Below are 25,459 nucleotides of genomic sequence, written 5' to 3' on the forward strand. Positions count from 1 at the left end.
GATGATCCGGCTGCGCTGGGCGATGCGCAGCTGATGCGCTACGCCCGGCACATCCTCCTGGATGAGCTGGGCATCGAAGGCCAGGAACGCCTGCTGGCTGCCCGGGTGCTGATCCTGGGGGCCGGCGGCCTGGGGTCTCCCGCCGCCCTGTATCTGGCCGCCGCGGGGGTGGGAAAGCTGCTGCTGGTCGACGACGACGCCGTCGAACTCAGCAATCTGCAGCGCCAGATCCTGCATACGATGGCGGGCCTGGGGCGGCCCAAGGCCGAATCAGGGCGCGATGCCCTGCTGGCCATCAATCCCGACATCCAGGTGCAGGCCCTGGTCGAGCGGCTGGACGAGACCCGCCTGCGCGAACTGACCGCCCAGGTCGACCTGGTGCTGGATTGCAGCGACAATTTCGCCACCCGGCATGCCATCAACCGGGCGTGCGTGGCCAACCGGGTGCCTCTGGTGTCGGGGGCCGCCATCAAGTTTTCCGGCCAGATCAGCGTCTACGATCTGCGCGACGACGCGTCCCCCTGCTACCACTGTCTGTTCCCCGAGGCCGACGACGTCGAGGAACTGCGCTGCGCCACCACCGGGGTGCTGGGGCCTCTGGTGGGCATGGTGGGCAGCGTGCAGGCCGCCGAGGCCATCAAGCTGATCGCCGGCATGGGCGAACCCCTGGTCGGGCGTCTGCTGTCGGTGGATGCCCTGCGCATGCAGTGGCACACGATCCGTTTCAGGCGCGATCCCGAGTGCCCGGTATGCGCCCGGCGTGCGCCTGCCGCAGCAGGGCGCTCAGGCGATTGACCCGCACGTCCACATAGAGATCGCGGCCGCGCTGCTGCCGCGAGAACGGCGTGCCCGGATGGTATAGATAGGCGGTGCCCAGCCCCGCCTGGCGGGCGGCCTTCAGGTTGCGCAGCGTGTCTTCCACCAGGATGATGCGGCGCGCGGGGACGTTCAGCCGGGCGACGATCTGTCGCATCAGGCCCAGCGACGGCTTGGGACGCGGCAGGCCCATGGGCATCATGTGGTCGATGGCCCACAGTCCGTCGAATTCCTGCAGCACGCCCAGCGCCTTCAGCACCCGGCGGGCATAGTGCGCAGGGGCGTTGGTCAGCACGATGCGGGTGCCGGGCAGTTCACGCAGCCGGGCCTTCAGGCCGGTTTCCGCGCGGACCAGCGCGGCGACGTCGAAATCGTGGCAGGTGGCCAGGAACTGGCGCAGGTTCACGCCGTGATGCCGCGCCAGGCCGATCGCTGTCGCGCCGTAGCGCTTCCAGTAGCGCTGCCGCAGCACGTTGGCCTGGTCGGCAGGCAGGTTCAGGGCCTGGGCGACGGCGGCGCTCATGCGCTGGTCGATCATGCCGAAAATCGCATGGGACGCGTCGTGCAGGGTGTTGTCCAGGTCGAACAGCCAGACCGGAGCGTCGGGAGGGACGGGCCGCCCCCGCCGCAGCGGGCTGGGGGCGCGTAGGGGTGACATTTAGTGCGAGCTGATCATGGTGCCGACGCCGCGGTCGGTCAGGATTTCCAGCAGCAGGCAGTGGGGGACCCGGCCGTCGATGATGTGGACCGAGTTGACGCCGTAGCGCGCGGCATCCAGGGCGGACGAGATCTTCGGCAGCATGCCGCCCGACAGCGTGCCGTCCTGGAACAGCGTGTCGATGGTCTGGGCCGAGAGGCTGCGCAGCAGTTCGCCGTTCTTGTCCAGCACGCCGGGCGTGTTGGTCAGCATGACCAGCTTTTCAGCCCCCAGGACCTCGGCCATCTTGCCGGCGACCACGTCGGCATTGATGTTGTAGGCCTGGCCGTCCTCGCCGTAGCCGATGGACGAGATGATGGGAATGAACTGATCGTCCTGCAGGGCCTTGACCACGGCCGGTTCGATGCGTTCGATGTCGCCCACGAAGCCGATGTCCAGCATCTCGCCGGGGTGCTCGGGGTCGGGCATCAGTTTCTTGCGCGCCTGGATCAGGCAGCCGTCCTTGCCGGTCAGGCCCACGGCCTTGCCGCCGGCCTCGTTGACCATCATGACGATGTCCTGCTGCACCTGGCCGCCCAGCACCCATTCGACGACTTCCATGGTTTCGGCGTCGGTGACGCGCATGCCCTGGATGAAGGTGCCTTCCTTGCCGATGCGCTTCAGGGCGCTGTTGATCTGCGGCCCGCCGCCGTGCACCACGACCGGGTTCAATCCGACCAGCTTCAGCAGCACCACGTCGTGGGCGAAGCTGCGCTGCAGGTGTTCGTCGGTCATGGCGTTGCCGCCGTATTTGATGACGACGGTCTTGCCGTGGAAGCGGCGGATGTAGGGCAGGGCCTCGGAGAGCACTTCGGCCTTGGTGGCGGCCGACAGTGCCGGGGCGGTGTCCGCAAGCGTGCTCATGAAGCCAGTGCCTTTTCCACAGTGGCCAGGAAGGCCTGTTCGTCGTAGTTGCCCAGATAGCGCTTGATGATGCGGCCCTGCTTGTCGATCAGGAAGGCCGTCGGGGTCAGGCGCACGTCGCCGAACGCCTGGGCGAGCTTGCCCTGGGCGTCGATCACCACCGGGAACGGCAGCTGGCGGGTTTCCGTGTAGTTCTTGACGTAGTTGGGCGGGTCGTACTGCATGGCCACGCCGATGGTGTCGAAGCCCCGGGACTTGAGGTCCTGGTAGTGGCGGATGGTGTCGGGCATCTGGGCGATGCAGGTGACGCAGCTGGTGGCCCAGAACTTCACCAGCACGACCTTGCCGCGCAGGTCCTGCGTGGTGACGGTCTGGCCCTGCAGATCGGTGAACGCGACGTTGGGCGCCGCCTGGGCGGAACCCTGGAATTGCCAGAGGGCAGCGCCGCCGATTGCAATCGCCGCTGCCAGGCCGAGAACGATTTTCTTCATTTCACAGGCATGGGTTGCGCGCCGCCGTCACCCGCCGCCGGCGTGGAGGCCGGTGCGGCAGTGGAGCCGGAAGCGCTGGAATCCGTGACGGGCGCCGGTTTGCCGGAATCGGTGATCAGGCTTTCCCGCGACACGAGCTGGAACAATTTTACGACTTTGTTGACCCCGGAGATACCCGAGACGACCTTGGCGGCCAGTTCGCCTTCGGTGGCGGTGACCTTGCCCATCAGGTAGACGATGCCGCGCTCGGTCGTGACCTTGATCGTGCGGAAGGGCACGTTCTCGGTCGTCATCAACTGGGTCTTGACCTTCGAGGTGATCCAGGTGTCGTTGGTGCGCACGCTGAGCGGCGTCAGGTCGCCCACGCGGATGTAGTCGTCGACTTCGCGGACCTTGGTGATGCCGCGGGCGATCTTGACGGCCTGCTGGCGGTCGGCGTCGGTGGGCACGTCGCCCACCAGCAGCAGCCGGCCGGCGTAGGCCGTGCCGACGACGCGGGCCTTGTCGCCGAAGGCCTTGTTCATTTCGCTGGAGACCCGCAATTCGATGGTCTGGTCGTCGACCTGTTCGCCGGCCGTGCGGCGGTCGGTGGCGACGACGGTCGTGGTGGCGGCCGTGCCGCCCACGACCAGCAGGCTGCAGCCGGACAGGGTGGACAGGCAGGCCAGGCCGAGCAGGCAGCGGGCCAGGGAGCGGGAGGCGGACAGGCGGTCGGGCAGAGGCATCAGAGAGGGTCTCCCAGGAGCAGGGCGTCGATGCCGTCGCACAGCGCGTGCAGCAGCAGGATGTGGACTTCCTGGATGCGCATGGTGCGATCGTGCGGGACGCACAGATGGATGTCGGTCTCGTAGAGCAGGCTGTTGATCTGGCCGCCGCCCTTGCCGGACAGGGCGATGACCTGCATTTCGCGTTCGTGGGCGGCTTCGATGGCCTTCAGGACGTTGGGAGAATTGCCGCTGGTGGAAATGGCCACCAGCACGTCGCCGGGCTGGCCCAGGGCGTTGACCTGGCGTTCGAAGACGGAGGCGAAGCTGTAGTCGTTGCCCACCGCCGTCATGATGGAGGTGTCGGTGTTCAGGGCGATGCCGGCCAGGGGCAGGCGGTCGCGCTCGAAGCGGCCCACCAGTTCGGCCACGAAGTGCTGGGCGTCGGCCGCCGAGCCGCCGTTGCCGCAGGCCAGGATGCGGGCGTTGTTGGTCAGCGCGCCGAAGAGCAGGTCCACCCCCGCCGCCAGGGCGGGGGCCAGTTCGCGGGCGCTGGCCTTGAAGGTGTCGACGGCATCATCGAAGTGCGACGTCATGCGGGAGGTCATATCCATGCGCCTGATTATCGCATGACCGCGCCGGACGGGTACGGGTGAACGTAACCGTTTTCACATCCGGAAGGCGTCCCGGATCCAGTCGATCCGGCCGTCTTCGATGCTGACCACGTCGAAGCGGCAGGGGGGCTGGACGCCTGCGAAGTGGGCGCGGCTCAGAGCGGGCAGGAAGTAGCGGGCCGCCCGGATGAGGCGGGCCTGCTTGGCGCGGTTTACACTGGCGGCGGCGCCGCCGTAGCGCCGGTCGCGGCGCTGGCGCACCTCGACGAAGACCAGGACGGGGCCGTCCCGGGCGACCAGGTCGATCTCGCCGGCCCTGCAGCGCAGGTTGCGGGCCAGCGTCGGCACGCCTCGGGCGCCCAGATGCAGGGCCGCCCGGGTTTCGGCGGCGTGTCCCCGGCGCTGCGTCGGCGACCCCGCCGCGGCGGACGCCGCCTCCGGCGTCGCCTGCGGCGCCGGCTGGCGGGCGGCGGCGCGCAGCGCCCGCTGGCGCCGTTGCCGGGCCAGGCGCTGGGCCTCTTGCGCCCGGGCGTGGGAATCGATGGACATGGGGCGGGATCATTCGGGGATAGGGATTCAGTATGATGGAAACAGACGGTCTGGACGAAGGGGCGGTGACGTGGAAACGTCTCGCCCTTCAGGTGGCGGAGCAGGCCTGGCCCGCCGCCTGCCTGTACGTGGTGGCCACACCGATCGGCAATCTGGGCGATCTCAGTCTGCGGGCCTGGGAGGCCCTGCGGCGCTGCGATGCCATCGCGGCGGAAGACACGCGCACCAGCCGGACCCTGCTGGATGCCTGGGGCATCGCCACGCCCCTGCTGGCGGCCCACCGGCACAATGAACAGCAGGCGGCCGATGCCATCGTGCAGCGCCTGGCCCAGGGGCAGCGCATCGCCCTGGTGTCCGACGCGGGCGCGCCGGCCGTCAGCGACCCCGGCGCCCGCATCGTCCGCCAGGTGCGGGCGGCGGGCTATCGGGTCATGCCCCTGCCGGGCCCCAGCGCCGTAATCACCGCCCTGATGGCCAGCGGCGCCACCCGCGATGACGAGCCCGGCTTCGCGTTCGCCGGCTTTCTGCCGTCCAAGGCCCAGGCGCGCCGCAAATGGCTGGCGCGCTGGCTGGACTGGCCCGTGCCGGTGGTGATGTTCGAGACCCCTCATCGCCTGCAGGCGGCCCTGGCCGACCTGTGCGAACTGGCGGGGGAACATCGCGTGCTGACGGTGGCGCGCGAGCTGAGCAAGCGGTTCGAGGAAATCAGCACCCAGCCCCTGGGGCGGGTGCTGGACTGGCTGGCGCAGGACCCCCATCGCGGTCAGGGGGAATTCGTGCTGGTGCTGCATGCGCCCGAACAGGCCGCCGAGATGCGGGAAGAAGACCTGTCCGCGGACCAGGAACGGCTGATGCGGGCGCTGCTGGCGGAATTGTCCGTGCGCGATGCGGCGCGGATCGGGGCGGCGGCCACCGGGGCGCCGCGCGACCGCCTATATGCCTGGGCGCTGCGTCAAAGCCCCTGATCCATGGCGATGACGGGGCTCAGCCCGGCCGATGCCGACAGGGTGCTGGCGGTCTGGTGGGCCTGGTCGCGGGACGGGAACGGACCCATGCGGACTTTATAGAGCGGCGGTTGATAGCTGACGGATGCCCGGCCCAGGCCCTGGTCCATTTGCGCGTTGACGCGTTGCGCCAGGGCCTGTGCGTTGTCCTCGGAGGAAAACGCCCCGAACTGCAGGTAGATGCCTCCGCCGGTCGGGGATGCCGGCGCCATGGCGGCGGGCATGGGCGTCGGCGCCGGCAGGGGCGCCGGTGCGGGCGAGGGCGGCGGCGCGCGGACCGGGCTGGCTTGCGTCCGCGCCGGTTCGGCCGTTGGCGCGGCCGAGGCCATCAGCGGGGCGCCGGGGTAGCGTCCGGCGCGGATGTCCGCATTGGTGATGGCCTGGACCGTCACGCGGCCGCTGCCCGGGCCGATCAGGCCCAGCTTGGCGGCGGCCACGTAGGACAGGTCGATGATGCGCCCCGTGTGGAAGGGGCCCCGGTCGTTGATGCGCACGATGACGGACCGCCCGTTGGCGCGGTTGGTGACCCGGGCGTAGCTGGGGATCGGCAGCGTCGGGTGGGCCGCCGTCATGGCGTACATGTCGTAGGTTTCGCCGTTGGCGGTCTTTTCCCCGTGGAACTTGCGGCCGTACCACGAGGCGATGCCTTCCTGGCGGTAGGGCTGGTCTTCGCCGATGGGGACGTACTGCACGCCGAAGACTTCGTAGGGCCGGAAGTTGGCCGGGGCGTGGCGTTCGAGGCGCGGCACGGCATCTGGAATCGAGGCGATGTCGGCCGGGATGTCGCTGCCGGGACCGTCGTCCTTGTAGTAGCCGCCGGACCGGGACGCGCATCCCGCCAGCACCGCCAGCAGCACGCACAGGCCGCCCATCAGCAGGGCCCGCAGGGCGGCGGGCCGGCGGACGGAGGCGGCGGGAGCGTCTGGCAGGGCGTGGATCATGGAATCGGAGTGTGCAGCATCGGGTTGCGGTGGCGCACCAGCAGGGGCGAATGGTCGGCGAAGCGCCGGGCCAGCTGTTCGGTGACGTAGACCGAGCGGTGCTGCCCGCCGGTGCAGCCGATGGCGACCGTCAGGTAGTTGCGCGTGTCCTGCATGTACAGCGGCAGCCATTTGCGGATGAAGTTCGAGATGTCCTCGATCATGGCGTCGACGCTGCCGAACTGGGCCAGCCAGGCGGCGACCGGTTCGTCGCGCCCGGTCAGGGGGCGCAGCTGGGGGTCGTAGTGGGGGTTGGGCAGGCAGCGCACGTCGAAGACCAGGTCCGCATCGTGCGGCACGCCGCGCTTGTAGGCGAAGGACTCGAAGGTCAGGATGACCGAGGCCCGGTCCACCTGAACCAGATTGCGGACCCAGCTGCGCAGCTGGCCGGGCGTCAGGTCGGACGTGTCGATGACGTGTTCCTGGTGGCGCAGGGGCGCCAGCAGTTCCCGCTCGCGGCTGATGCATTCCTGCAGCGAGGCGTCCAGGCCTTCCTGCCGCAGCCGGTCAGTCAGGGGGTGGCGGCGGCGGGATTCCGAGTACCGCTGCATCAGGGTGTGGTCGTCGGCATCCAGGAAGATGACGTGCAGGGCCATGCCCATCGCCCGCAGGCTGGTCAGGATGCCGGGCAGTTCGTCCAGGTCGCCCGGGGTGCGCACGTCGATGGAGACGGCCACCCGTTCCAGGCCGCTGTCCTGGGTGCTGGCGATGAATTCGTGCAGGAAGCGGACGGGCAGATTGTCGATGCAGGTGTAGCCGGTGTCTTCCAACATGCGCAGGGCCACGGATTTCCCCGACCCCGAAATGCCGGTGATGAGGACGATGTTCAGCATCGGGCGCCTCGGCGTTCCGGTCGTGCCGGGCGACAGGGAGGAGAAGGCGGCGTCACGGGCGTTTCTCCCGGGTGCTTTCCATGATGGCCAGGGCCTGGCGTTCGATGAATTCGCCCATGGTGTCGATGCCGCGCAGGCTGAGGATGGTGTTGCGCACGGCCGCCTCGACCAGCACGGCCAGGTTGCGGCCCGCCGCCACCTGCAGCATGACGCGCCGGATGGGGATGCCCAGGATGTCCTGGTATTCGTCCTGCATGGGCAGCCGTTCGAAGTTGTCGGGCGTCATGCGCACCAGGTGCACGATGAGCTTGATCTTCATCTTGCGGCGCACGGATGTCTCGCCGAAGATGGTGCGGATGTCCAGCAGGCCCAGGCCGCGGACTTCCAGCAGGTTCTGCAGCAGCGAGGGGCATTGGCCCTCGACGAAATTGGGGGCGGTGCGCGACAGTTCGACCGCGTCGTCGGCCACCAGGCCGTGGCCGCGTGAAATCAGTTCCAGGGCCAGTTCGCTTTTTCCCAGCCCCGATTCGCCGGTGATCAGCACCCCCAGGCCCAGCACGTCCATGAAGACGCCGTGCACCGTGGTCTTGGGAGCGATGCGCTTGCCCAGGTAGATGCGCAGCAGATCGATCAGGTGGGCCGCGTCGGTGGCGGTGCCCACCAGGGGGATGGCCTGTTCCTGGCAGAAGGCCTGCAGGTCGTCGGGCGGCACCGTGCCTCCGGCCATGACGATGGCCGGGACGCCGCCCGCGACCAGGTCTTCCAGGTGGTGACGGCGGCGTTTGGGGTCCAGGCGCCTGTAATAGGAGATTTCCTCGGCGCCGAAGACCTGGATGCGGCTGGGGTGGATCAGGTTCAGGTGGCCGACCAGGTCGGCGGCGGCCTCCCGGGTGTCCGGAATGGGGCGGTTGGCGGCGGCGTCCTGCCCCGCTAGCCAGGTGAAGCTGATTTTGTCGGCATTGTCACGAATCAGCTCTTGGATGGTCAGCATGGTCGGTGGTCGGGGACTGGGCGCCGTTCAGGATGAGTTGGTGGATCTGCTGCGGGTCCGTGGACTGGGCCAGCGTCTGGCGCACCTGGGCGTCGGACAGCAGGCGGGCGATGCCGGCCAGCAGGTCCAGATGGGTCTGGGTGGCGGCTTCGGGCATCAACAGGAAGAACAGGAGCCGCGCGGTGCGTCCGTCGTTGGCATCGAAGCGGATGGAGCTGGCCAGCCGGATGAAGGCCGCGTGCGGTTCGCGCAGGTCTTTCAGCCGCCCGTGGGGGATGGCGACGTCGTGTCCCAGGGCCGTGGAGCCCAGGCGTTCGCGCGCCAGCAGACTGTGGAAGACCGACATGCGGGCCACGCCCTGGTGGTTCTCAAACAGCAGGCCGGCGTGTTCGAAGGCACGTTTCTTGCTGGTGGCCGCCAGATCCAGGACGATGTTGCCAGGCGGCAGGATGCGGGAACTGAGGTTCATGGCGACATTATAGGTGCCAGACGCCCCCGGACATCAACATGGCCCCGGAGCAACGCTGCGAGGCCATGGAGTCAATGACGGCCGGATCGAGCCAGCCGGTCAGGATGCTTATTCAGCGTGGATTTCCTGACGTTTCGGGGGTTCGTGCGCGTAGGTTTGAGCCTTGGATTTGTATTTGATCACCTGGCGGTCGACTTTGTCGACCAGCAGGTCGATGGCCGCGTACAGATTGTCATCCGAGGCTTCGCAGTGCAGGTCCTTGCCGCGCAGGCGCATGGTGATTTCGGCCGTGTGCTTGAGCGGTTCGATGGAGAGCATGACCTGGGTATCGATGACCTGATCGAAGTGCCGCAGGACGCGAGCCGTCTTGGTGTGGACGTATTCGCGGATGGCGGGGGTGATTTCCAGATGACGACCGGTGATTGTCAGGCTCATAGTGCAGGCTCCTTGCGGAAAAAGACAGGGGCGGTTCGGTGAAGAACCGGTGATGTGGGGAATCGGCCTCCTTTTCTGACAGATTGATGACAGGCCCAGTGTACCGGTTGGCAAAAAGACAGCAAGAGGGGCAAAAAGGGGTAAGATAGCTGGATTGGTCGCGGGGCGATTGTCCCGTGGCGCACAAGAAAATCGCCCCTGCATGCAGGGGCGATTCGTTTTCGGGCGGCGGCCGGCGTTGCGGGGCCAGCTGCGCGGCGGCTACATGCGGAAGTTCTTGCCCAGGTACACCTGGCGCACGGCCTCGTTGTCGACGATCTCGTTGGGGTGCCCGCTGGTCAGCACCCGGCCTTCGCTGATGATGTAGGCCCGGTCGCAGATGCCCAGGGTTTCGCGCACGTTGTGGTCGGTGATCAGGACGCCGATATTGCGCCCGCGCAGGAACTGCACGATGCGCTGGATCTCGATGACGGCGATCGGGTCGACCCCGGCGAAGGGTTCGTCCAGCAGGATGAATCGCGGGTGCGTGGCCAGGGCGCGGGCGATTTCCACCCGGCGACGTTCCCCGCCGGACAGCGACAGCGCCATGTTGCGGCGGATGTGTTCGATCTGCAGTTCGTCGATCAGGGATTCAAGGTGTTCCTCGATCGCGTGGGACGACAGGGCGTGGCCGTGCGCGTCGCGCTGCAGTTCCAGCACGGCGCGGATGTTCTGTTCCACGGTCAGGCGGCGGAAGACGGAGGCGTCCTGGGGCAGGTACGACAGCCCCAGCCGGGCGCGCTTGTGCATGGGCACGCCCGTGACGTCGTGGTGGTCGATGGCGATGCGGCCGGTGTCGGCCGGGATCAGGCCGACGATCATGTAGAAGCTGGTGGTCTTTCCCGCGCCGTTGGGGCCCAGCAGGCCGACGACTTCGCCGCTGTCGACGGACAGGGAAACGTCCTGGACGACCGTGCGCCGGCCGAAGGTCTTGCCCAGGCCGATGGCCTGAAGGCAGCCGCTGCCGCGCGGGGGTTCGGAAGATGAATGTACGATGGCGGACATGGGATTCAGGCTGTTACGAGCGCCCGGCGGAGCGCCCGGCGCGGCACTTGGCGATGGCCTGGTCGATGCGGGATTGCGGCTGGGCCAGCGAACGGACGCGTCCGCCCGCCGCGGCGGAGTTCTTGCCGCCGAAGGCTTCGTAGGTGCCGGTCTTGTCGTGGTAGATGATCTTGGCGCCGCGGACGTTGTCGAACATCTGGCCGCAGATCTGGCGCGTCACGGTGGCCTGGCCGGTCAGGGTGATGTCGCCGGCCTGCCCGACGTAGTCCGCCTGCTGGCCGGTGGCGATGAGGGTTTCGAATTTTTCCGGGTTTTCCTGGCGGATGGTGACGATGCCGCTCTTGTCCGCCGTGGCGGTGCCGAACTGGTTGCCCTGCGCGTCTTCGTGGGTGACGAGCTTGTCAGCCCGCAGGGTCATGGCGCCCCGGGTCAGGACCACGTTGCCGGTGAAGGTGCTGGTCTTGCTGACGTCGTCGTAATGCAGCGTGTCGGATAGGATGACGGTGTCGGGTTCCGCCGCTTTGGAGTCCGCCGCCTTGTTCTGGGCGGACGCCGCCTGGACGGACAGGGCCAGGCAACAGGCTGCCGACGCGGCAAGCAGGGCTGGAGGCAAGGTTTTCATGGTTGTGGAGCCTTTTTGGGTCCGGCATTGCGGGCCGCCTGATCTTCGCCGGAAATCTTGACGTCGCTGGCGGCATTGACCGTCAGCTGGCGGGTGCGGTTATCGTAGCGCATCCCCTGGCCGCGCATCGTGGAATTGCCGTTGATGACCAGCGCCGGGCGGTCAGTGTAGACCAGGTCCCGATTGGGCTCGATGGTCAGCTGGTCGCTGCGCACGTCCAGCAGCTTGTGGCTGGCGTCGGGCAGCCGTTTCAGGTGGGCGTTGCCGTTCAGGACGATGCGCTCGCCATGCTGGTCCATGGTGCCCATGTCGGCGGTGCCGATGGTGGTGGGCGAATCGGGCTGGTGGCCGACCGCGCGGGGCGCCGTGATGTCGTAGCTGTCGGTGTCGGGGAAGTGTTCCATCGCGCTGCCTTCCAGGCGGTTGATGGCGTGTCCCTGCGGATCCGTGCGCACCATCACGAAGGCGCTGGACCAGGAATCGCGTTCGTGGGTCATGCGCCGGGGCGGGTCGACCTGGATGGACCGCAGGGCGTAGTCGGACGCCCACCAGGTGCCCAGCACCAGCAGGCCCAGCAGCAGAATGGCGACCAGGCTGGGCAGCCGGTCCTTCATTGGATGGCCCCGCCCAGGGTGGATAGGGATGCCGTGAAGCAGGCGCCCAGGCGCCCCTGGGCCGCCAGGATCAGGTCGCAGCATTCGCGCACGGCGCCCCGTCCGCCGGGCAGGCCCGTGACCCAGTGGGCCGCCTGGCCGACGTAGAACGGCGCATTGGGCACGCTGACGGCGAAGCCCACGCGCCGCAGCACGGGCAGATCGATGATGTCGTCGCCCATGTAGCCCACGGCGCCCAGCCCCAGCCCCGCGTCGCGGGCCAGTTCTTCGACCGTGGTGATCTTGTCGTGGACGCCTTGCAGGGCGGGCGAGATGCCGAGTTCGGCGGCGCGGCGGGCGGTGATGGCGCTTTTGCGGCCGCTGACCCAGGCCACGCGGATTCCCTGTTCGCGCAGCAGCCGCAGGCCGTGGCCGTCCAGGGCGTTGAAGGGCTTGACGGCTTCGCCGTGTTCGCCGTACCAGAGGCTGCCGTCCGTCAGGATGCCGTCCACGTCGAAGACCATCAGGCGCACGGCGCTGGCGCGGCCGCGGACGTCCGCCGTCACGCGCGCCAGGATCTGGGCTTCGGCGGGGTGGGAGAAACCGGGCAGTTCGTTCATCAGATCACCTTGGCGGCCAGGAGGTCGTGCATGTGCAAAGCACCCAATAATAGCCCGTCGGCGTCCAGCACCAGCATCTGATTGAGTTTGTGGGCGTCCATAATGGTCGCGGCCTCGATGGCCGGAGCGGAGGCGGCGATGGTCCGGGGGTGGCTGCTCATGCCGGCCGACACGGTCAGCGCGCGGATGTCGCCGTGCTGGGCGATCATGCGGCGCAGGTCGCCGTCCGTGAAGATGCCCACGGGACGGTCCTGGTCCAGCACGATGGTCATGCCCATGCCTTTCGCGGACATTTCCGTCAGCGCGTCGGGAATCAGCGTGTCTGGCGCCACGCGCGGCAGGGCGGCGCCGCTGCGCATGATGTCGGCCACGGAAGTCAGCAGGCGGCGGCCCAGCGCCCCGCCCGGATGGGAGCGGGCGAAGTCGTCGCGGCTGAAACCCCGGGCTTCCATGCAGGCGACGGCGATGGCGTCGCCCAGCACCAGCGCCGCCGTCGTGCTGGCCGTCGGCGCCAGATGCAGCGGGCAGGCCTCGTGTTCGACGGCCGCGTCCAGGGCCAGATCGGCGTTGCGCGCCAGTTCGGAATCATCGTGGCCCGTCATGGCGATGATGCGCGTGCCCATGCGCTTGGCCACGGAAATGATGGTGATCAGTTCCTGGGCCGAGCCGGAGTAGGAGATCGCCAGCAGGATGTCCTGGCCGGTCAGCATGCCCAGGTCGCCGTGGATGGCTTCGGCGGCGTGCATGAAGAACGCCGGCGTGCCGGTCGAGGCCAGCGTGGCGGCGATCTTGCGGGCGATGTGGCCCGATTTGCCGATGCCCGTGACGACCACGCGCCCCGAGCAGTCCAGGATCAGCCGCACCGCCTGTTCGAAGCGCCCATCGAGGCGTCCCTGCAGGGCCTGCAGGGCCTGGATCTCGATGTCGAAGGTACGAACCGCGCTCTGGCGCAGGGCGTCCGGGGTGATCTGGGGTTGAATGTGCATCCGTCGATTTTACTGTGAAAGATGTGGGGGCTTGTTAAACTGTCGCCGCCTTGCTTTCTATCAGGATGATGCCATGCAAACCGATCCGGCCCAGTACATCCGCGACACGATCCGGACCGTGCCCGACTGGCCGAAACCGGGTGTCCAGTTTCGTGACATCACGCCCGTGCTGCAGGACCCCCGTTCGTTCCGGGTCCTGATCGACCTGTTCGTCTACCGCTACATGCGTCAGCGCCTGGACCTGGTCGCGGGCGTGGACGCGCGCGGCTTCATCGTCGGGTCCGTCCTGGCCTACGAATTGAACCTGGGCTTCGTGCCCGTGCGCAAGCAGGGCAAGCTGCCCTACCGCACCGTGGCGGAAGAATACGCCCTGGAATACGGCAACGCCACCGTGGAAATGCACACGGATTCCGTGCGCCCCGGCCAGCGGGTCCTGCTGATCGACGACCTGATCGCCACCGGCGGCACCATGCTGGCGGCGTCCCGCCTGCTGCAGCGTTTGGGCGCCAACGTCGCCGAAGCAGCCGCCATCATCGACCTGCCCGAGCTGGGCGGCTCCAAGGCCGTCCGCGATTCGGGCCTGCCCGTCTACACCGTCTGCGAATTCGAGACTGGCCCCGAGGCCTGATAGGCCCAAATACCCGCCAAATCCCGCCGTCGTCGGTTCTGCGCTGCGCAGAACCGCCCACCGCAGCAACAGCCCCTTTAGACCAGCACCCGCTCGATCCCGCCGGAATTGGCCGCCTTCACATAGTCCGGCATCCAGTTTTCCCCCAGCAGGTGCTTGGCCATCTCCACCACGATGTAGTCGGCCGACAGCCCCGTGTCCTGTTCGTAGCGGGCCAGGCCCTGCAGACAGGACGGGCAGGACGTCACCATCTTCACTTCGCCCTGGAAACCGTCCGCGCGGATCGCCGCCGTGTTCTTCGCCAGTTCTTCCTGTTTGCGAAACCGGATCTGCGTCGAAATATCGGGCCGCGACACCGCCAGCGTGCCCGATTCCCCGCAACAGCGGTCCGTCTTGATGGCGTTCGATTCGCCCAGCAGCGACTTCACCGTCTTCATCGGATCCTGCTGCTTCATCGGCGTGTGACAGGGATCGTGATAGATGTAGCGCACCCCCTGCACCCCCGCGATGTCCACGCCCTTTTCCAGCAGGTATTCGTGGATGTCGATCAGCCGGCAACCCGGGAAGATCTTGTCGAATTCATAGCTTTCCAGCTGGTCGTAGCAGGTGCCGCAGCTGACCACCACCGTCTTGATGTCCAGGTAGTTCAGCGTCGTCGCCATGCGGTGGAACAGCACCCGGTTGTCCGTCACCATCTGTTCGGCCTTTTCGGCCAGGCCGTTGCCGCGCTGCGGGTAGCCGCAGCACAGGTAGCCCGGCGGCAGCACCGTCTGCACCCCCACGTGCCACAGCATCGCCTGGGTCGCCAGGCCCACTTGGGAAAACAGGCGTTCCGACCCGCAGCCCGGGAAATAGAACACGGCTTCGCTGTCGGGGGCGGTGGCCGCCGGATTGCGGATGATGGGGACGATGTTCGGGTCTTCGATGTCCAGCAGCTTGCGGGCGGTCTGCTTGGGCAGGCCGCCGGGCATCTTCTTGTTGATGAAGTGGATCACCTGTTCGCGCACCGGCGCCTTGCCCACCGTGGCCGGCGGGTGCGCCACCTGCTTCTTCGCCACCGGGGCCAGCAGATCGTGGGCCAGGCGCTGCGCCTTGTAGCCCATGTCGATCATGGCCGTGCGGGTCGCCTTGATCACGCGCGGGTCCTTCGCGTTCAGGAAGAACATGGAGGCCGCCGTGCCGGGATTGAAGGACTTCTTTCCCATGCGCCTCAGCAGGGCGCGCATTTCCATGGACACGTCGCCGAAGTCGATGTCCACCGGACAGGGGTTGTAGCACTTGTGGCAGAGCGTGCAGTGATCGCCCACGTCCTCGAATTCTTCCCAGTGGCGGATGCTGACGCCGCGCCGGGTCTGTTCCTCGTACAGGAAGGCCTCGATCAGCAGGGACGTCGCCAGGATCTTGTTGCGCGGCGAATACAGCAGGTTGGCGCGCGGCACGTGCGTGGCGCACACGGGCTTGCACTTGCCGCAGCGCAGGCAGTCCTTGATGGCATTGGAGATCGCGCCGATTTCGCTGCGCTGCATGATCAGCGATTCGTAGCCCAGCAGGTTGAAGCTGGGCGTCCAGGCGCGGGACAGGTCGGCGCCGGGCATCAGCTTGCCCGCGTTGAAGTGTCCGTGCGGATCGATGCGCCGCTTGTAATCCTGGAAGGGGCCCAGCTCGGCCTCGGTCAGGAACTCGAATTTCGTCAGGCCGATGCCGTGCTCGCCCGAAATCACGCCGTCCAGGCCGCGGGCGATGCCCATGATGCGCGCCACGGCCTGGTTGGCCTCGCGCAGCATCTCGTAGTCGTCCGAATTGACCGGGATGTTGGTGTGCACGTTGCCGTCGCCGGCGTGCATGTGCAGGGCGACGAAGACCCGGCTCTTCAGGATGCGGTCATGCGTGGCCTGCAGGCCGGCCAGGACGGCGGCGCATTCCGCGCCGGCGAAGTGGCGTTCCATGGCGCCCCGGATGTCGGCCTTCCAGGAGATGCGCAGCGTATGGTCCTGGATGATGTCCACGATGCGGCTGTCGGGCTGCGCGGCCAGGCGTTCCCCCAGGGCGGGCAGCAGGGGTTCCAGGCCCAGGGAGGACAGGGTGCCCAGGTGGTCGGCCAGGGGCGCGTCCAGATTGTCCAGCAGCCAGGCCCAGCGCAGGCGCACGGCGGCCAGCGTGTCCAGGGCGTCGTGGCGCCGGGTGGACAGGATGAATTCGCGGGTGTGCTCGGCGTCGTCAGGGTCTTCCGCCTTGCCGACGGGCAGGTCCCCCTGCAGATAGCCTTCCAGGGCGTCGATCAGGCGCAGCTTGTTGCGCGTGGACAGCTCGATGTTGATGCGCTCGATGGCGTCCGTGTATTCGCCCATGCGCGGCAGCGGAATCACGACGTCTTCATTGATCTTGAAGGCGTTGGTGTGGCGGGAGATCGCGGCCGTGCGGGCGCGGTCCAGCCAGAATTTCTTGCGGGATTCCGGGCTGACGGCGATGAAGCCTTCCCCGTGGCGCGAATTGGCGATGCGCACGACTTCGCTGGCGGCCAGGGCCACCGCGTGTTCGTCGTCGCCCACGATGTCGCCGATCAGCACCATCTTGGGCAGGATGCCGCGCTTGCTCTTGGTGGCGTAGCCCACGGCCCGCAGGTAGCGTTCGTCCAGATGCTCCAGGCCGGCCAGGATGGCGCCGGCGGCGCGGCCGTCCGTGTCCAGGTAGTGCTTGACTTCGACGATGGACGGCACGGCGTGGCGGGCCTGGCCGAAGAATTCCATGCAGACCGTGCGCGTATGGGCGGGCATGCGGTGCAGGATCCAGCGCGCGGCTGTGATCAGCCCGTCGCAGCCTTCCTTCTGCACGCCCGGCAGGCCGGCCAGGAACTTGTCGGTCACGTCCTTGCCCAGGCCGGCCTTGCGAAAGCGCCGCCCTTCGATGGACAGGATCTCCGTCTTCAGCAGTGTCTGGCCGGGGGCCTTGCCGCCGTCGAACCATTTCAGTTCGAAGCGGGCCTGCTCGACGTCGTGGATCTTGCCCAGATTGTGGTCCAGGCGGGTGACTTCCAGCCAGTCGCCCTGGGGATCGACCATGCGCCACCAGGCCAGATTGTCCAGCGCCGTGCCCCATAGCACGGCTTTCTTGCCGCCCGCGTTCATGGCCACGTTTCCGCCCACGCAGGAGGCGTCCGCCGAGGTCGGATCCACCGCGAAGACGCGGCCCGCGGCCTCGGCGGCCTCGGCCACGCGGCGCGTGACGACGCCGGCGCCGGTCAGGATGGTGTGCACGGGCTGTTCCACGCCAGGCAGTGCGATGGCTTCGACGGCGCCGATGGCATCCAGTTTTTCGGTGTTGATCACCGCCGAGCGCCAGGTCAGCGGGATCGCGCCGCCCGTGTAGCCGGTGCCGCCGCCGCGCGGCACGATGGTCAGGCCCAGGCGGATGCAGGCCCGCACCAGGGCGGCGATTTCATCTTCCGTGTCGGGCATCAGCACGACGAAGGGGTATTCCACGCGCCAGTCGGTGGCGTCGGTGACGTGGGACACCCGTGACAGGCCGTCGAAGCGGATGTTGTCGCGCTTGGTCAGGCGCGACAGCTGCTTGAGGGCGTCGTGACGCAGTTTCTCGACCGCGACGAAGCCTTCCTCGAACGTGGCGACCGCGCCTCGGGCCGCCGCCAGCAGCTGCTGGACCTGGGCGTCGCGCACCCCGTGGTCGTCGTCGCGGCGCTGGTCGATTTCGTTCAGGCGGTGATTCAGGGCCTCGACCAGCTGGTGCCGGCGTTTCGGGTTGTCCAGCAGGTCGTCCTGCAGGTAGGGGTTGCGCTGCACCACCCAGATGTCGCCCAGCACCTCGAACAGCATCCGCGCCGACCGGCCCGTGCGCCGCTGGCCGCGCAGTTCGGACAGCAGCCGCCAGGCCGGTTCGCCCAGCAGGCGGCAGACGATCTCGCGGTCCGACCAGGACGTGTAGTTGTAGGGGATTTCACGCAGGCGGGGCGCCTGAGCGGGTTCGAGCAGTTCGGGGGCGACGTGGGCGTTCATGGGGGCATCGTGAAGATAGTGCCCCGGTGGGAGCCAGGGGCAATCTCTTAGTGTAATGGCAAAATCCCCGGCATCCGACGGTCCGATCCTCAAGGAGGCGGCAGATGGATGCTGAAACGGGATCCGCGCCCCGGTTCGCTGGCGCAACTGGCCTGCCCGCCGTGGCGTTGGGCGACCGCCTGGACGAATGCCAGCCCCAGCCCGTTGCCGGCCGGTTTCTTGCCGTCTCCGGCCGCGCGCCAGAACCGGGTGAAAAGATGGGGGATCTGGTCCGGCCCGATGCCGGGGCCCGCGTCCTGGACGTGGATGCGCCAGGCCGATGCGTCCCGCTCGATGACGCATCGCACTTCCGTGCCTTCGAAGCTGTACTGGATGGCGTTGTCCAGCAGGTTGCCGATGGCCCGGCGCATCAGTTCGATGTCGATGTCGATGGTGTCTTCGTGGTCGGAGGGGTCGAAGCGCAGCGTGATGCGGCGCTGCGCCGCCTGCGACCAGCGCTGGTCGCAGCAGTCCTGGACCAGGTCGTCCAGCAGGCAGGGGTGTTTGCGCAGGGGGGCGGATTCGGCGCGGGCCAGCTGGACGAAATTGTCCACCAGGCGCAGGGTCGCGTGGGTCTGCTGCTCGATGTGGGCCAGGGTGCCGGACTCCGTCCATTGCTCCGGGGCCTGACGGCGCAGTTCGATGGCGGCCAGGATGGCGTTTTGCGGGGATCTCATGTCGTGGGAAATGAATCCCAGAGTGTCCTGCTGATCCCGGGCGGCCGCTTTCAGGCGGGATACGGCCTGATGCAGGCGGGCGGCGCGTTCCGGCAGAGTGTCGGGGCCGGTTCCCCGGGCGGCCTGCGCCGGATTCCGTCTGGGGTGGATCTGCAGACGTTCCAGTTCCCGGTCGATGTGTTGCAGAGATGCCTCCTGGATGCGCCAGGTCCACAGGGGGTACGCCAGGAGAATCGCCACCAGCAGGCCCGCGGGCGGGATCCAGAGTCCGCCCTGGGCCAGCAGCCAGGCGTCCGCCGACAGGAAACCCAGCAGGGCGGCCAGCGCGCCCGCCAGGCCGTGGCGGGGGGACAGCCGGCGCAGCCCGAGGCAGACCAGCCACAGGACGCACAGGGACGCCAGGATGGTGACCCAGGGCGGCGCGATGCGGATCCACAGGGACTGCTTCAGGTTCTGGATGCTGTCGGCCAGGACCTCCACCCCGGTGGTCAGGCCGCTGCCCATCGCGGTGGGCAACTGATCGCCCAGTCCGGAGGCCCATGCGCCGATCAGGACGATCCGGTTCTCGAAGGCCGATTCGGGAACTTCGCCGCGCAGGACGGCTGCATAGGGGTAGCGGACGAAGGTCCTGGCCGGATCGATGAACTGCAGATGGGATGGCCTGTCGTCTGGCCGTTCGGTCGCGGCGTCCAGGCCGGCCACCCGCGCCAGGGCCACGCTGAGATGGGGCAGGCGCGCGCCCTGGCTGGTCGTGCGCCACAGCTGGATGGCGCGCAGGCGTCCGTCGGGATCGGCTTGCGCGTCGATGCGGCCGATGGCGGCGGCCGCGTCCGCGAGCACCGGCAGGGGGCGGATGACGTGCCGGCCTTCCGGACCCAGCACCTCGGGCAGCACGACACGCCTATGGGCGGCGATGGCGGCGGCCAGCAGGGCGTCGTCCCCGGGGTAGGCGAGGCGGGAATCCGACAGGATCAGGTCCAGGACGACCGCCCGCGCCAGGCGCAGATGCGGCAGCAGCGCGGCGTGCGTGGCCCGCCGCCAGGGCCAGTAGCCCAGCGCCTCGATGCTGGCGTCGTCGATGGTGATCACCACGATGTCGCGATCGGCCGCCGGGCGCGGCGTGAGCTGCATGCTCAGGTCGTAGGCCTGCTGGTTGATGTCGCGCAGCACAGGAAGCCGGCCCCAGATCGAAAGAGCGGCGATCAGCAGCGACAGCGCCAGCGCCAGGCCCAGCCATTCCGCCCGCAGCCGGCGTTGCAGGCCGGTCGGGTAGGCGTCGGACGGCCGGGACATGCCTCAGTCGCCGCCCACGCGGATCGGCGCGCCGCTGCCGTCCAGCACCGCGCTTCCGTCCGAACTGGCGAGGCCGGGCAGGAGCCGGATGCTCAGCATCGCATCGCTGCCTTCGATGCCCAGGGCATCGATCGCGCGCACGAAGACGTAGCGCAAGCCGGTTCCCGTCATGGCGAGCGCGGCGCTGCTTTGCGCCGTGAGCCGGCTGGATTCCAGCCGGGTTCCGCCATCGTCCAGCGCAACCTGGACCCGGTAGGACGCGGCGCCGGGCACCGGCGCCCACGTCAGCAGGGACGCGCCCGGCGCGAGCGGCCGCAGCGTCGGGGCGGGGAGCAGGGTCTGGACGCCCAGCAGGGCGCCCGTGGCGTCGTAAGCGGCCCCGTGAGCCTGCGCCAGCCGCTGCTCGGCCTGGTCGGGATTGCGAATCGCGGCTTCTCCGTGCAGGACTTCGTGGCGGGACCCCGATCCGCCCGTGTGGACGCGCAGCTGCGTGCCGCGCACGCCGGTCACGGTGGCGGGCGTACGGATCTCGAAGCGGCCCACGCCGGTGTCGTCGGGCGCCACGGAGGACTCCACGCTGCCGCGCGGCAGATCCAGCACCGTGTCCGTGAGGCCGGCGCCGTCGAAAGTCTGGAGATTGCGGATCCGGACTTCGCTGTCGGGCGCGATGGTGAGCAGGCTGTGATCTTCCAGCGACAGCGTGGCGGAGCCCCGGCCGCTGCGCAGGACGTCGCCGGTTTCCAGCGTGTCGCCGACCCGCAGGGCTTTCCCGTCCCGGGTCACCGACCCGTGGATGTAGGTCACCGTGGCCCGGGCCGGCAGCCGGGGGATGAGGGCCAGCGGTATGCGCAGGACCTTGGCGACGGGCAGTTGGTGGGGGTCCGCGATCCGGTTCACGTTCTGCAGCGCGCGCCAGTTGTCGGGGTCCCGGGTGTAGCGCCGCGCCAGCGCTTCCAGCGTATCGCCCGGTTCGACCCGGTAGAGGAAGTCGTCGCCCTGGGCGCCCAGCGGCCGGGCCTGCGCGGCGGCGCCGGCAAGCAGCAGCGCCAGGCCGGCGCCCAGCAGGGGCAGACGGGACGGGGCGCGGGAAAACGCGGTGAAAAGAGGCAGGGATGTCGTCATGGAGTGGTCGTCGGTTTTTGTTCGTCCAGCAGTTCGAGCCGGTAGCCCAGCGCGTAGGATGCGCTCAGCAGCGCGCCGGAGGCCGGGCCGAGCTGGAGTTTTTTTCGGATATTGGACAAGTGCGTGTCCAGCGTGCGGGACGTGCTGGGAATCTCCCGATTCCAGATCAGGGCGCTCAGGTCGTCGCGGGAGAACAGCCGCCAGGGATGCCGCAGAAACAGGGCGGCCAGTTCGAATTCCTTGGGGGTCATGCGGATGATCTCGCCGCGCAGCTCGATGTGCCGGGCGATGGTGTCGACCGAGAACTCGCCCAGGCGGAAAGAGGCGTTCTGGCTGGCATGAGAGTGCTGCGGACGCAATTGGGCGCGGATGCGGGCGAGCAGTTCGGCGGGCCGGCAGGGCTTGCAGATGTAGTCGTTGGCCCCCGCGTCGAGCCCCTCGACGAGGTCGCTTTCCAGTGTGCGGCTGGTGACGAAGATGACCGGCGGGTTGCTGGGCACATTGGCCCGGACCCAGCGCAGGACTTCCATGCCGCTGATGCCGGGCAGTTCCCAATCCAGCAGCAGGAGCTGGAAGATGTCGGAGGTCCGCAGGGTGGCCAGCAGGTCGTTGCCATTGTCGAAGGCCCTGCAGTCGAATCCGGCGGGCTGCAGGATCCTTTGCAGCCACGCGGATTGCGTGGGGTCGTCTTCCAGCAGGGCGATCAGGGGGGTGTCGTCGGTATCGGCAGTCATGGCTATTCCGTTTGTAACTGACATTATGCTAGCGGCGGCGTCGGCCGGCGGCGACGGTGAGCCGTCCGGGATGATCTCCTCGGCTTTTCCGGCGGTCCGCGGACCGTCCCGGCAGACGGAAATCTGATTGCGGCCGTTGCGTTTCGCCTGGTAGAGCGCCTGGTCGGCATGGGCCAGCAGTTCCTCGGGGCTGCCGTGGGGGCTTTCCGAAGTATGGGCGACCCCGATGCTGACGGTGATGGACAGGTCCGTGCCGTCGGGCAGGCGGATGACCAGCGCTTCGACGCAGGCGCGCAGGCGTTCGGCGATGCGGACGGAGGCTGGCAGCGAGGTGTCCGGCAGGGTGATGCCGAATTCCTCCCCGCCCATCCGGCCGAACAGGTCCTGAGGCCGGATGGCCGCGTGGATGCAGCTCGAGAATTCTCTCAGCGCCTGGTCTCCCGCGGCGTGGCCGTGGCGGTCGTTCAGATCCTTGAAGTGGTCGAGGTCCAGCATCAGCATGCCGGCCTTCGCGGCGCGAATCGGCGTGTTGCGCAGGCATGCCCGGGAATACTGCAGGAATGCTGCGCGCGACAGGGCCCGGGTCAGTGTGTCGTGATCCAGGGCCTGAGTCAGCGTGAAGATCTGGTCATCGCGCCCCGCCGCCGCGCCCGACAGCAGCAGCGGCGCGGCCACCAGCAGCAGGATGCCCAGATGCAGGGAGGCGGCCTCCCAGGGGGAGGCCTGCGCATCCGGCGGCGCGATGTAGGTGGGGATCCATCCGTGCGCCATGCTCAAGACGAGCAGCGTGGCGGTGCCGGCCGTCAGCCAGGCGCTGGCCCGCTGCGGGTAGATCCAGGCGCAGTACAGCAGGGCGGGGATGGGGAAGGCGATGGCGCCCAGACCGCCCAGCAGGAAGCACAGCCCGGTGCTGATCGCCAGGGCGACGAGCGGCAGCGGCGAGATCGGATGCCGCAGGCGCTTCAGCCACCCATGGGGGGTGGCGGCCCGGTCCGTTGACCGCGAACCATGCCTGGGCAGCAGCAGAAGGGGCGGCAGGAAGGTGCAGTAGCCCAGCAGCTGGCTGAAAAACCAGTTGGCGGCCATCGACGCCGGGTCGTCGCGCAGCTGGGACCCGGGCAGCAGGGCCAGCGCCAGTCCGGCGGTGATGGCGGCTGCCGCCGCGCCGGCCAGCAGCACCCGGCCTATCGCCTGGGGGCTGCGCAGGCTTGCGGGCGCCCATCGGGAAATCAGGATGAGCCGGATCGCCAGGATTCCCGAGAGATCGATCAGGCTGTAGAGATTGGCGAGACTCCAGGACATGCCCAGGAACAGCCGGGCGAGGGTCGGGCCGGCGTAGATGGCCAGCCAGAACGAATAATGCCGAAGGATCCGGAATCTCAGCAGCAGTCCCGCCAGGATGGCGTGCGTGGGCCACAGGATGGTCGGATCCTTTGCCGGAGCCATCGGCTGGCTTAGCAGGGTCAAGAGGAATGCGGCCGGCAGCACCAGGATTGCCCAGGCGCTGGAACGGCCCGCGGGTTCCGGAGGACTGTCGGCTTGGAACATGAAATGCCAGGGAAGCGGTCATTGACTTGTGGGCAACTCTATCAGAATGTGTCCGCGTTTTTACGTTTCTTGATGATTTTTGATGATTGCCTCCAGGCTCGATCAGGACGGAGTCCCGGGGTGGAATCTTCAAATGTAAATGAACGTAGCGGCATGCCGAGGGGCCGGGACGCGCTACAGCCATTGGCTGACCCAGGGCCAGGCATGCATCAGCGCGGCCGTCATGGCGATGTAGCGCAGCAGCTTGCCGATCGCCATGTAGGCGACGCAGGGCCAGAAGGACAGACGCAGCCACCCCGCCACGGCGCAGAGCGGGTCGCCGACGGCAGGCAGCCAGGACAGCAGCAGGGCCGGCGGGCCGTAGCGCTGGAACCAGTCCATGATCAGGCCGTGCCAGCGGCCGCCCACCGGAGATCGCGCCGCCTGGCCGCCGGCGGAGGGATGGTGGGTGTCTTCGGCGTTCCGGCGCCAGTGCTGCCAGGCGGTCTGCGCCCCGGCTCCCATCGCGTAGCTGATGGCCCCGCCGATCGTGTTGCCCAGGGTGGCGACCAGCACGGCGGGCCAGAACATGTGCGGGGCGATCTGGACGTAGCCGAAGACGGCGGGCTCCGATCCCAGCGGCAGCAGCGTCGCCGAGACCAGGCTGATCAGGAAGATGGCGGGCAGACCGATTTCCGGCAGCGCCAGTGCGGCCAGGAGGGCGTGTATCGAGGATTGCAGCCAGGCTTCCATGGTCCGCAGAGTGTAATCCAGGATCCGTGGAGCGGCCTTTCAGCAGTTCGGCTGGAAGGGCGCGGGATCGATGGCGGGCGCGGACCCGTCCATCAGGCTGCCCAGCAGGCGGCTGCTGCCGCAGGCCAGCGTGAAACCCAGGGCGCCGTGGCCGATGTTCAGCCACAGATTGCCGGCGGCCCGGCTGCGCCCGATCAGGGGGCGGCCGTGCGGGGTGGCGGGCCGGTAGCCGGCCCAGGCCTGGGCCTGGTCCATGTCCGCCCGGGGCAGCAGTTCGCGCGCCTGCTGCCTGACCAGGGCGATGCGGTCGGCTTCGATGCCGTGGTCCGCCACGCCGATGCCGACCATGGCGGCGATGCGCAGAGTGCCGCCCAGATTGGCGTACACCGTCTTGCGTTCGTAATCCGTCACGCTGATGGCCGGCGCCTGTTCGGGCGCGCAGGGCAGGCTCAGGCTGTAGCCCTTCAGGGGATACAGGGGCGCGCGGGCGCCCAGGGCCGCCATGAGCGGGCGGCTGCCCATGCCGGCGGCCATGACGAACTGGTCGGCTTCGATAGATTCGCCGGACGCGGTCACCAGGCTGCGGATGCGGCCGCCGCCGCGCTCCAGGCGCCGGATGGGCGTGCGCATGCGCAGCGTGACCTGGTCCATGGCGGCCAGTTGCCCGAACAGGCCCCGCGTGAAGCGGGCGCAATCGCCCGACTCTTCGCTGGGCGTGTAGACGGCGCCCGCCAGCCGGGAGCGGACGGGCTCCAGGGCAGGTTCCCGTTCGATCAACTGGTCGGCGTTCAGGACTTGCTGGTCCGAGCCCAGTTCCGCCTGCAGGGCGACCTGTGCCCGGGCCTTTTCCAGCAGCGCGGGCGTGCGATAGACGATCAGCTTGCCGTTGCGGGCATGACCGAAATCGATGGGTGATTCCCGCTGGATATCGTGCAGCGCCTGGCGGCTGAGGTAGGACAGCGACAGCAACTGGGCGGAGGTGGCCGATGCCGAGCGGGCATTGCAGGCCCGCAGGAACTGCAGGCACCAGCGCCATTGCAGCGGATCGGCCCGCAGGCGGAATCTCAGCGGCGAGGCCCGATCGAGCAGCCAGGTCGGCAGATGCGGCAGCACGCCGGGCTCGGCCAGGGGGGCCACGTAGCTATAGCTGAGCTGCCCGCCATTGGCATGGCTGGCGCCGTCGGCCGGCTCGGCCGCGGTATCGACCAGCGTGACCTGCCAGCCCTGACGGGCCAGTTGCCAGGCCGACGTGACGCCGATGACACCGGCGCCGATCACACATGCATGCATTTTCCATACCCATGAACAGAGGACAGGGGAAATTGTCGATCCGGCGCATGATCGTGACAAATGCCGATCACGCC

General features: G+C 68.3%; 25 protein-coding genes and 1 pseudogene. 3 read left to right on the forward strand and 23 right to left on the reverse strand.

The annotated features are described in order from the left end of the window. The first annotated feature begins 15 nt into the window (after window positions 1-15). Window positions 16-795 carry a molybdopterin-synthase adenylyltransferase MoeB gene (gene moeB / locus Q0263_RS02835; RefSeq protein ID WP_298013384.1) on the forward strand — a complete coding sequence of 260 codons (780 nt, stop codon included), beginning with the start codon at window positions 16-18 and terminating at the stop codon, window positions 793-795. On the opposite strand, the gene Q0263_RS02840 is transcribed toward moeB, so the two are convergent. From Q0263_RS02840 to Q0263_RS02865, 6 genes are read right to left on the reverse strand one after another with little or no spacing between them, the layout of a single operon-like run. Further along, window positions 725-1,474, reverse strand: a complete 750-nt coding sequence (locus Q0263_RS02840) for a pyrimidine 5'-nucleotidase (RefSeq protein ID WP_298013137.1) — start codon at window positions 1,472-1,474, stop codon at window positions 725-727. The two genes, moeB and Q0263_RS02840, sit on opposite strands and share 71 nt — an antisense overlap. Beyond that, window positions 1,475-2,377, reverse strand: a complete 903-nt coding sequence (argB, locus tag Q0263_RS02845) for an acetylglutamate kinase (RefSeq protein WP_298013139.1) — start codon at window positions 2,375-2,377, stop codon at window positions 1,475-1,477. It lies immediately after the preceding gene. Beyond that, window positions 2,374-2,868: a TlpA disulfide reductase family protein gene (locus Q0263_RS02850; protein ID WP_298013141.1), complete on the reverse strand. Its 495-nt coding sequence runs from the start codon at window positions 2,866-2,868 to the stop codon at window positions 2,374-2,376. Before Q0263_RS02850 ends, argB begins: the two co-directional genes overlap by 4 nt. Continuing rightward, complete coding sequence (locus tag Q0263_RS02855; RefSeq protein ID WP_298013142.1) at window positions 2,865-3,593, reverse strand: BON domain-containing protein; 729 nt, start codon at window positions 3,591-3,593, stop codon at window positions 2,865-2,867. Before Q0263_RS02855 ends, Q0263_RS02850 begins: the two co-directional genes overlap by 4 nt. Next, the gene (locus Q0263_RS02860) at window positions 3,593-4,186 is read right to left on the reverse strand and encodes a phosphoheptose isomerase (protein ID WP_298013143.1); all 594 of its coding nucleotides are present in this window, start codon (window positions 4,184-4,186) and stop codon (window positions 3,593-3,595) included. The genes Q0263_RS02855 and Q0263_RS02860 overlap by 1 nt, the downstream gene beginning before the upstream one ends. 54 nt (window positions 4,187-4,240) lie before the next feature. Next, window positions 4,241-4,735 (reverse strand): YraN family protein, encoded by a 495-nt coding sequence (locus Q0263_RS02865; protein ID WP_298013144.1) that lies wholly within the window; start codon window positions 4,733-4,735, stop codon window positions 4,241-4,243. A gap of 32 nt (window positions 4,736-4,767) precedes the next feature. On the opposite strand from Q0263_RS02865, the gene rsmI reads away from it, so the two are divergent. Continuing rightward, window positions 4,768-5,700, forward strand: coding sequence for a 16S rRNA (cytidine(1402)-2'-O)-methyltransferase (rsmI, locus tag Q0263_RS02870; protein ID WP_298013145.1), 933 nt, complete (start codon window positions 4,768-4,770; stop codon window positions 5,698-5,700). On the opposite strand, the gene Q0263_RS02875 is transcribed toward rsmI, so the two are convergent. From Q0263_RS02875 to Q0263_RS02920, 10 genes are all read right to left on the reverse strand, one after another. Further along, on the reverse strand, window positions 5,688-6,680 hold the full coding sequence (locus Q0263_RS02875) for a septal ring lytic transglycosylase RlpA family protein (RefSeq protein ID WP_298013146.1): 993 nt from the start codon (window positions 6,678-6,680) through the stop codon (window positions 5,688-5,690). The two genes, rsmI and Q0263_RS02875, sit on opposite strands and share 13 nt — an antisense overlap. Continuing rightward, the gene (gene rapZ / locus Q0263_RS02880; protein WP_298013147.1) at window positions 6,677-7,552 is read right to left on the reverse strand and encodes an RNase adapter RapZ; all 876 of its coding nucleotides are present in this window, start codon (window positions 7,550-7,552) and stop codon (window positions 6,677-6,679) included. Before rapZ ends, Q0263_RS02875 begins: the two co-directional genes overlap by 4 nt. Before the next feature lie 52 nt (window positions 7,553-7,604). Continuing rightward, window positions 7,605-8,543 (reverse strand): HPr(Ser) kinase/phosphatase, encoded by a 939-nt coding sequence (hprK, locus tag Q0263_RS02885; RefSeq protein WP_298013148.1) that lies wholly within the window; start codon window positions 8,541-8,543, stop codon window positions 7,605-7,607. Next, a complete protein-coding gene (locus tag Q0263_RS02890; protein ID WP_298013150.1) occupies window positions 8,515-9,012 on the reverse strand; it encodes a PTS sugar transporter subunit IIA in 498 nt (165 codons plus the stop codon). The genes hprK and Q0263_RS02890 overlap by 29 nt, the downstream gene beginning before the upstream one ends. Window positions 9,013-9,120: 108 nt before the next feature. After that, window positions 9,121-9,447 (reverse strand): ribosome-associated translation inhibitor RaiA, encoded by a 327-nt coding sequence (raiA, locus tag Q0263_RS02895; protein ID WP_298013151.1) that lies wholly within the window; start codon window positions 9,445-9,447, stop codon window positions 9,121-9,123. Window positions 9,448-9,708: 261 nt separating this feature from the next. After that, a complete protein-coding gene (gene lptB / locus Q0263_RS02900) occupies window positions 9,709-10,491 on the reverse strand; it encodes an LPS export ABC transporter ATP-binding protein (protein ID WP_298013153.1) in 783 nt (260 codons plus the stop codon). A gap of 13 nt (window positions 10,492-10,504) precedes the next feature. Then, a complete protein-coding gene (gene lptA, locus Q0263_RS02905) occupies window positions 10,505-11,113 on the reverse strand; it encodes a lipopolysaccharide transport periplasmic protein LptA (RefSeq protein WP_298013154.1) in 609 nt (202 codons plus the stop codon). Further along, window positions 11,110-11,727, reverse strand: coding sequence for an LPS export ABC transporter periplasmic protein LptC (lptC, locus tag Q0263_RS02910; RefSeq protein ID WP_298013156.1), 618 nt, complete (start codon window positions 11,725-11,727; stop codon window positions 11,110-11,112). The genes lptA and lptC overlap by 4 nt, the downstream gene beginning before the upstream one ends. Next, entirely contained in the window at window positions 11,724-12,326 is a 603-nt protein-coding gene (locus Q0263_RS02915) for an HAD hydrolase family protein (RefSeq protein WP_298013158.1), read from the reverse strand. The genes lptC and Q0263_RS02915 overlap by 4 nt, the downstream gene beginning before the upstream one ends. After that, a complete protein-coding gene (locus Q0263_RS02920) occupies window positions 12,326-13,312 on the reverse strand; it encodes a KpsF/GutQ family sugar-phosphate isomerase (RefSeq protein WP_298013160.1) in 987 nt (328 codons plus the stop codon). Before Q0263_RS02920 ends, Q0263_RS02915 begins: the two co-directional genes overlap by 1 nt. Window positions 13,313-13,385: 73 nt before the next feature. Between Q0263_RS02920 and Q0263_RS02925 the strand changes: the two genes are divergently transcribed. Beyond that, complete coding sequence (locus Q0263_RS02925; RefSeq protein WP_298013162.1) at window positions 13,386-13,940, forward strand: adenine phosphoribosyltransferase; 555 nt, start codon at window positions 13,386-13,388, stop codon at window positions 13,938-13,940. A gap of 77 nt (window positions 13,941-14,017) precedes the next feature. Here the strand turns inward: Q0263_RS02925 and Q0263_RS02930 are convergent, their stop codons facing one another. The 7 genes and pseudogenes from Q0263_RS02930 to Q0263_RS02960 form a co-directional block, all read right to left on the reverse strand. Continuing rightward, window positions 14,018-17,950 carry an FAD/FMN-binding oxidoreductase gene (locus tag Q0263_RS02930; RefSeq protein ID WP_298013164.1) on the reverse strand — a complete coding sequence of 1,311 codons (3,933 nt, stop codon included), beginning with the start codon at window positions 17,948-17,950 and terminating at the stop codon, window positions 14,018-14,020. 89 nt (window positions 17,951-18,039) lie between these two features. After that, window positions 18,040-19,959 (reverse strand): CHASE2 and HATPase_c domain-containing protein, encoded by a 1,920-nt coding sequence (locus tag Q0263_RS02935; protein WP_298013166.1) that lies wholly within the window; start codon window positions 19,957-19,959, stop codon window positions 18,040-18,042. 3 nt (window positions 19,960-19,962) lie between these two features. Then, complete coding sequence (locus tag Q0263_RS02940; protein WP_298013168.1) at window positions 19,963-21,081, reverse strand: FecR domain-containing protein; 1,119 nt, start codon at window positions 21,079-21,081, stop codon at window positions 19,963-19,965. After that, window positions 21,078-21,815, reverse strand: coding sequence for a response regulator transcription factor (locus Q0263_RS02945; protein WP_298013385.1), 738 nt, complete (start codon window positions 21,813-21,815; stop codon window positions 21,078-21,080). Before Q0263_RS02945 ends, Q0263_RS02940 begins: the two co-directional genes overlap by 4 nt. Before the next feature lie 126 nt (window positions 21,816-21,941). Next, a pseudogene (locus tag Q0263_RS17390) lies at window positions 21,942-23,363 on the reverse strand (GGDEF domain-containing protein); the annotation flags it as partial. Between the two features lie 174 nt (window positions 23,364-23,537). Beyond that, window positions 23,538-24,095, reverse strand: a complete 558-nt coding sequence (locus Q0263_RS02955; RefSeq protein ID WP_298013169.1) for a YqaA family protein — start codon at window positions 24,093-24,095, stop codon at window positions 23,538-23,540. A gap of 39 nt (window positions 24,096-24,134) precedes the next feature. Beyond that, window positions 24,135-25,385 (reverse strand): D-amino acid dehydrogenase, encoded by a 1,251-nt coding sequence (locus Q0263_RS02960; RefSeq protein ID WP_298013171.1) that lies wholly within the window; start codon window positions 25,383-25,385, stop codon window positions 24,135-24,137. Window positions 25,386-25,459: the final 74 nt, after the last annotated feature.

The sequence above is a fragment of the uncultured Castellaniella sp. genome (assembly GCF_937988725.1).
Classification (GTDB): domain Bacteria; phylum Pseudomonadota; class Gammaproteobacteria; order Burkholderiales; family Burkholderiaceae_B; genus Castellaniella.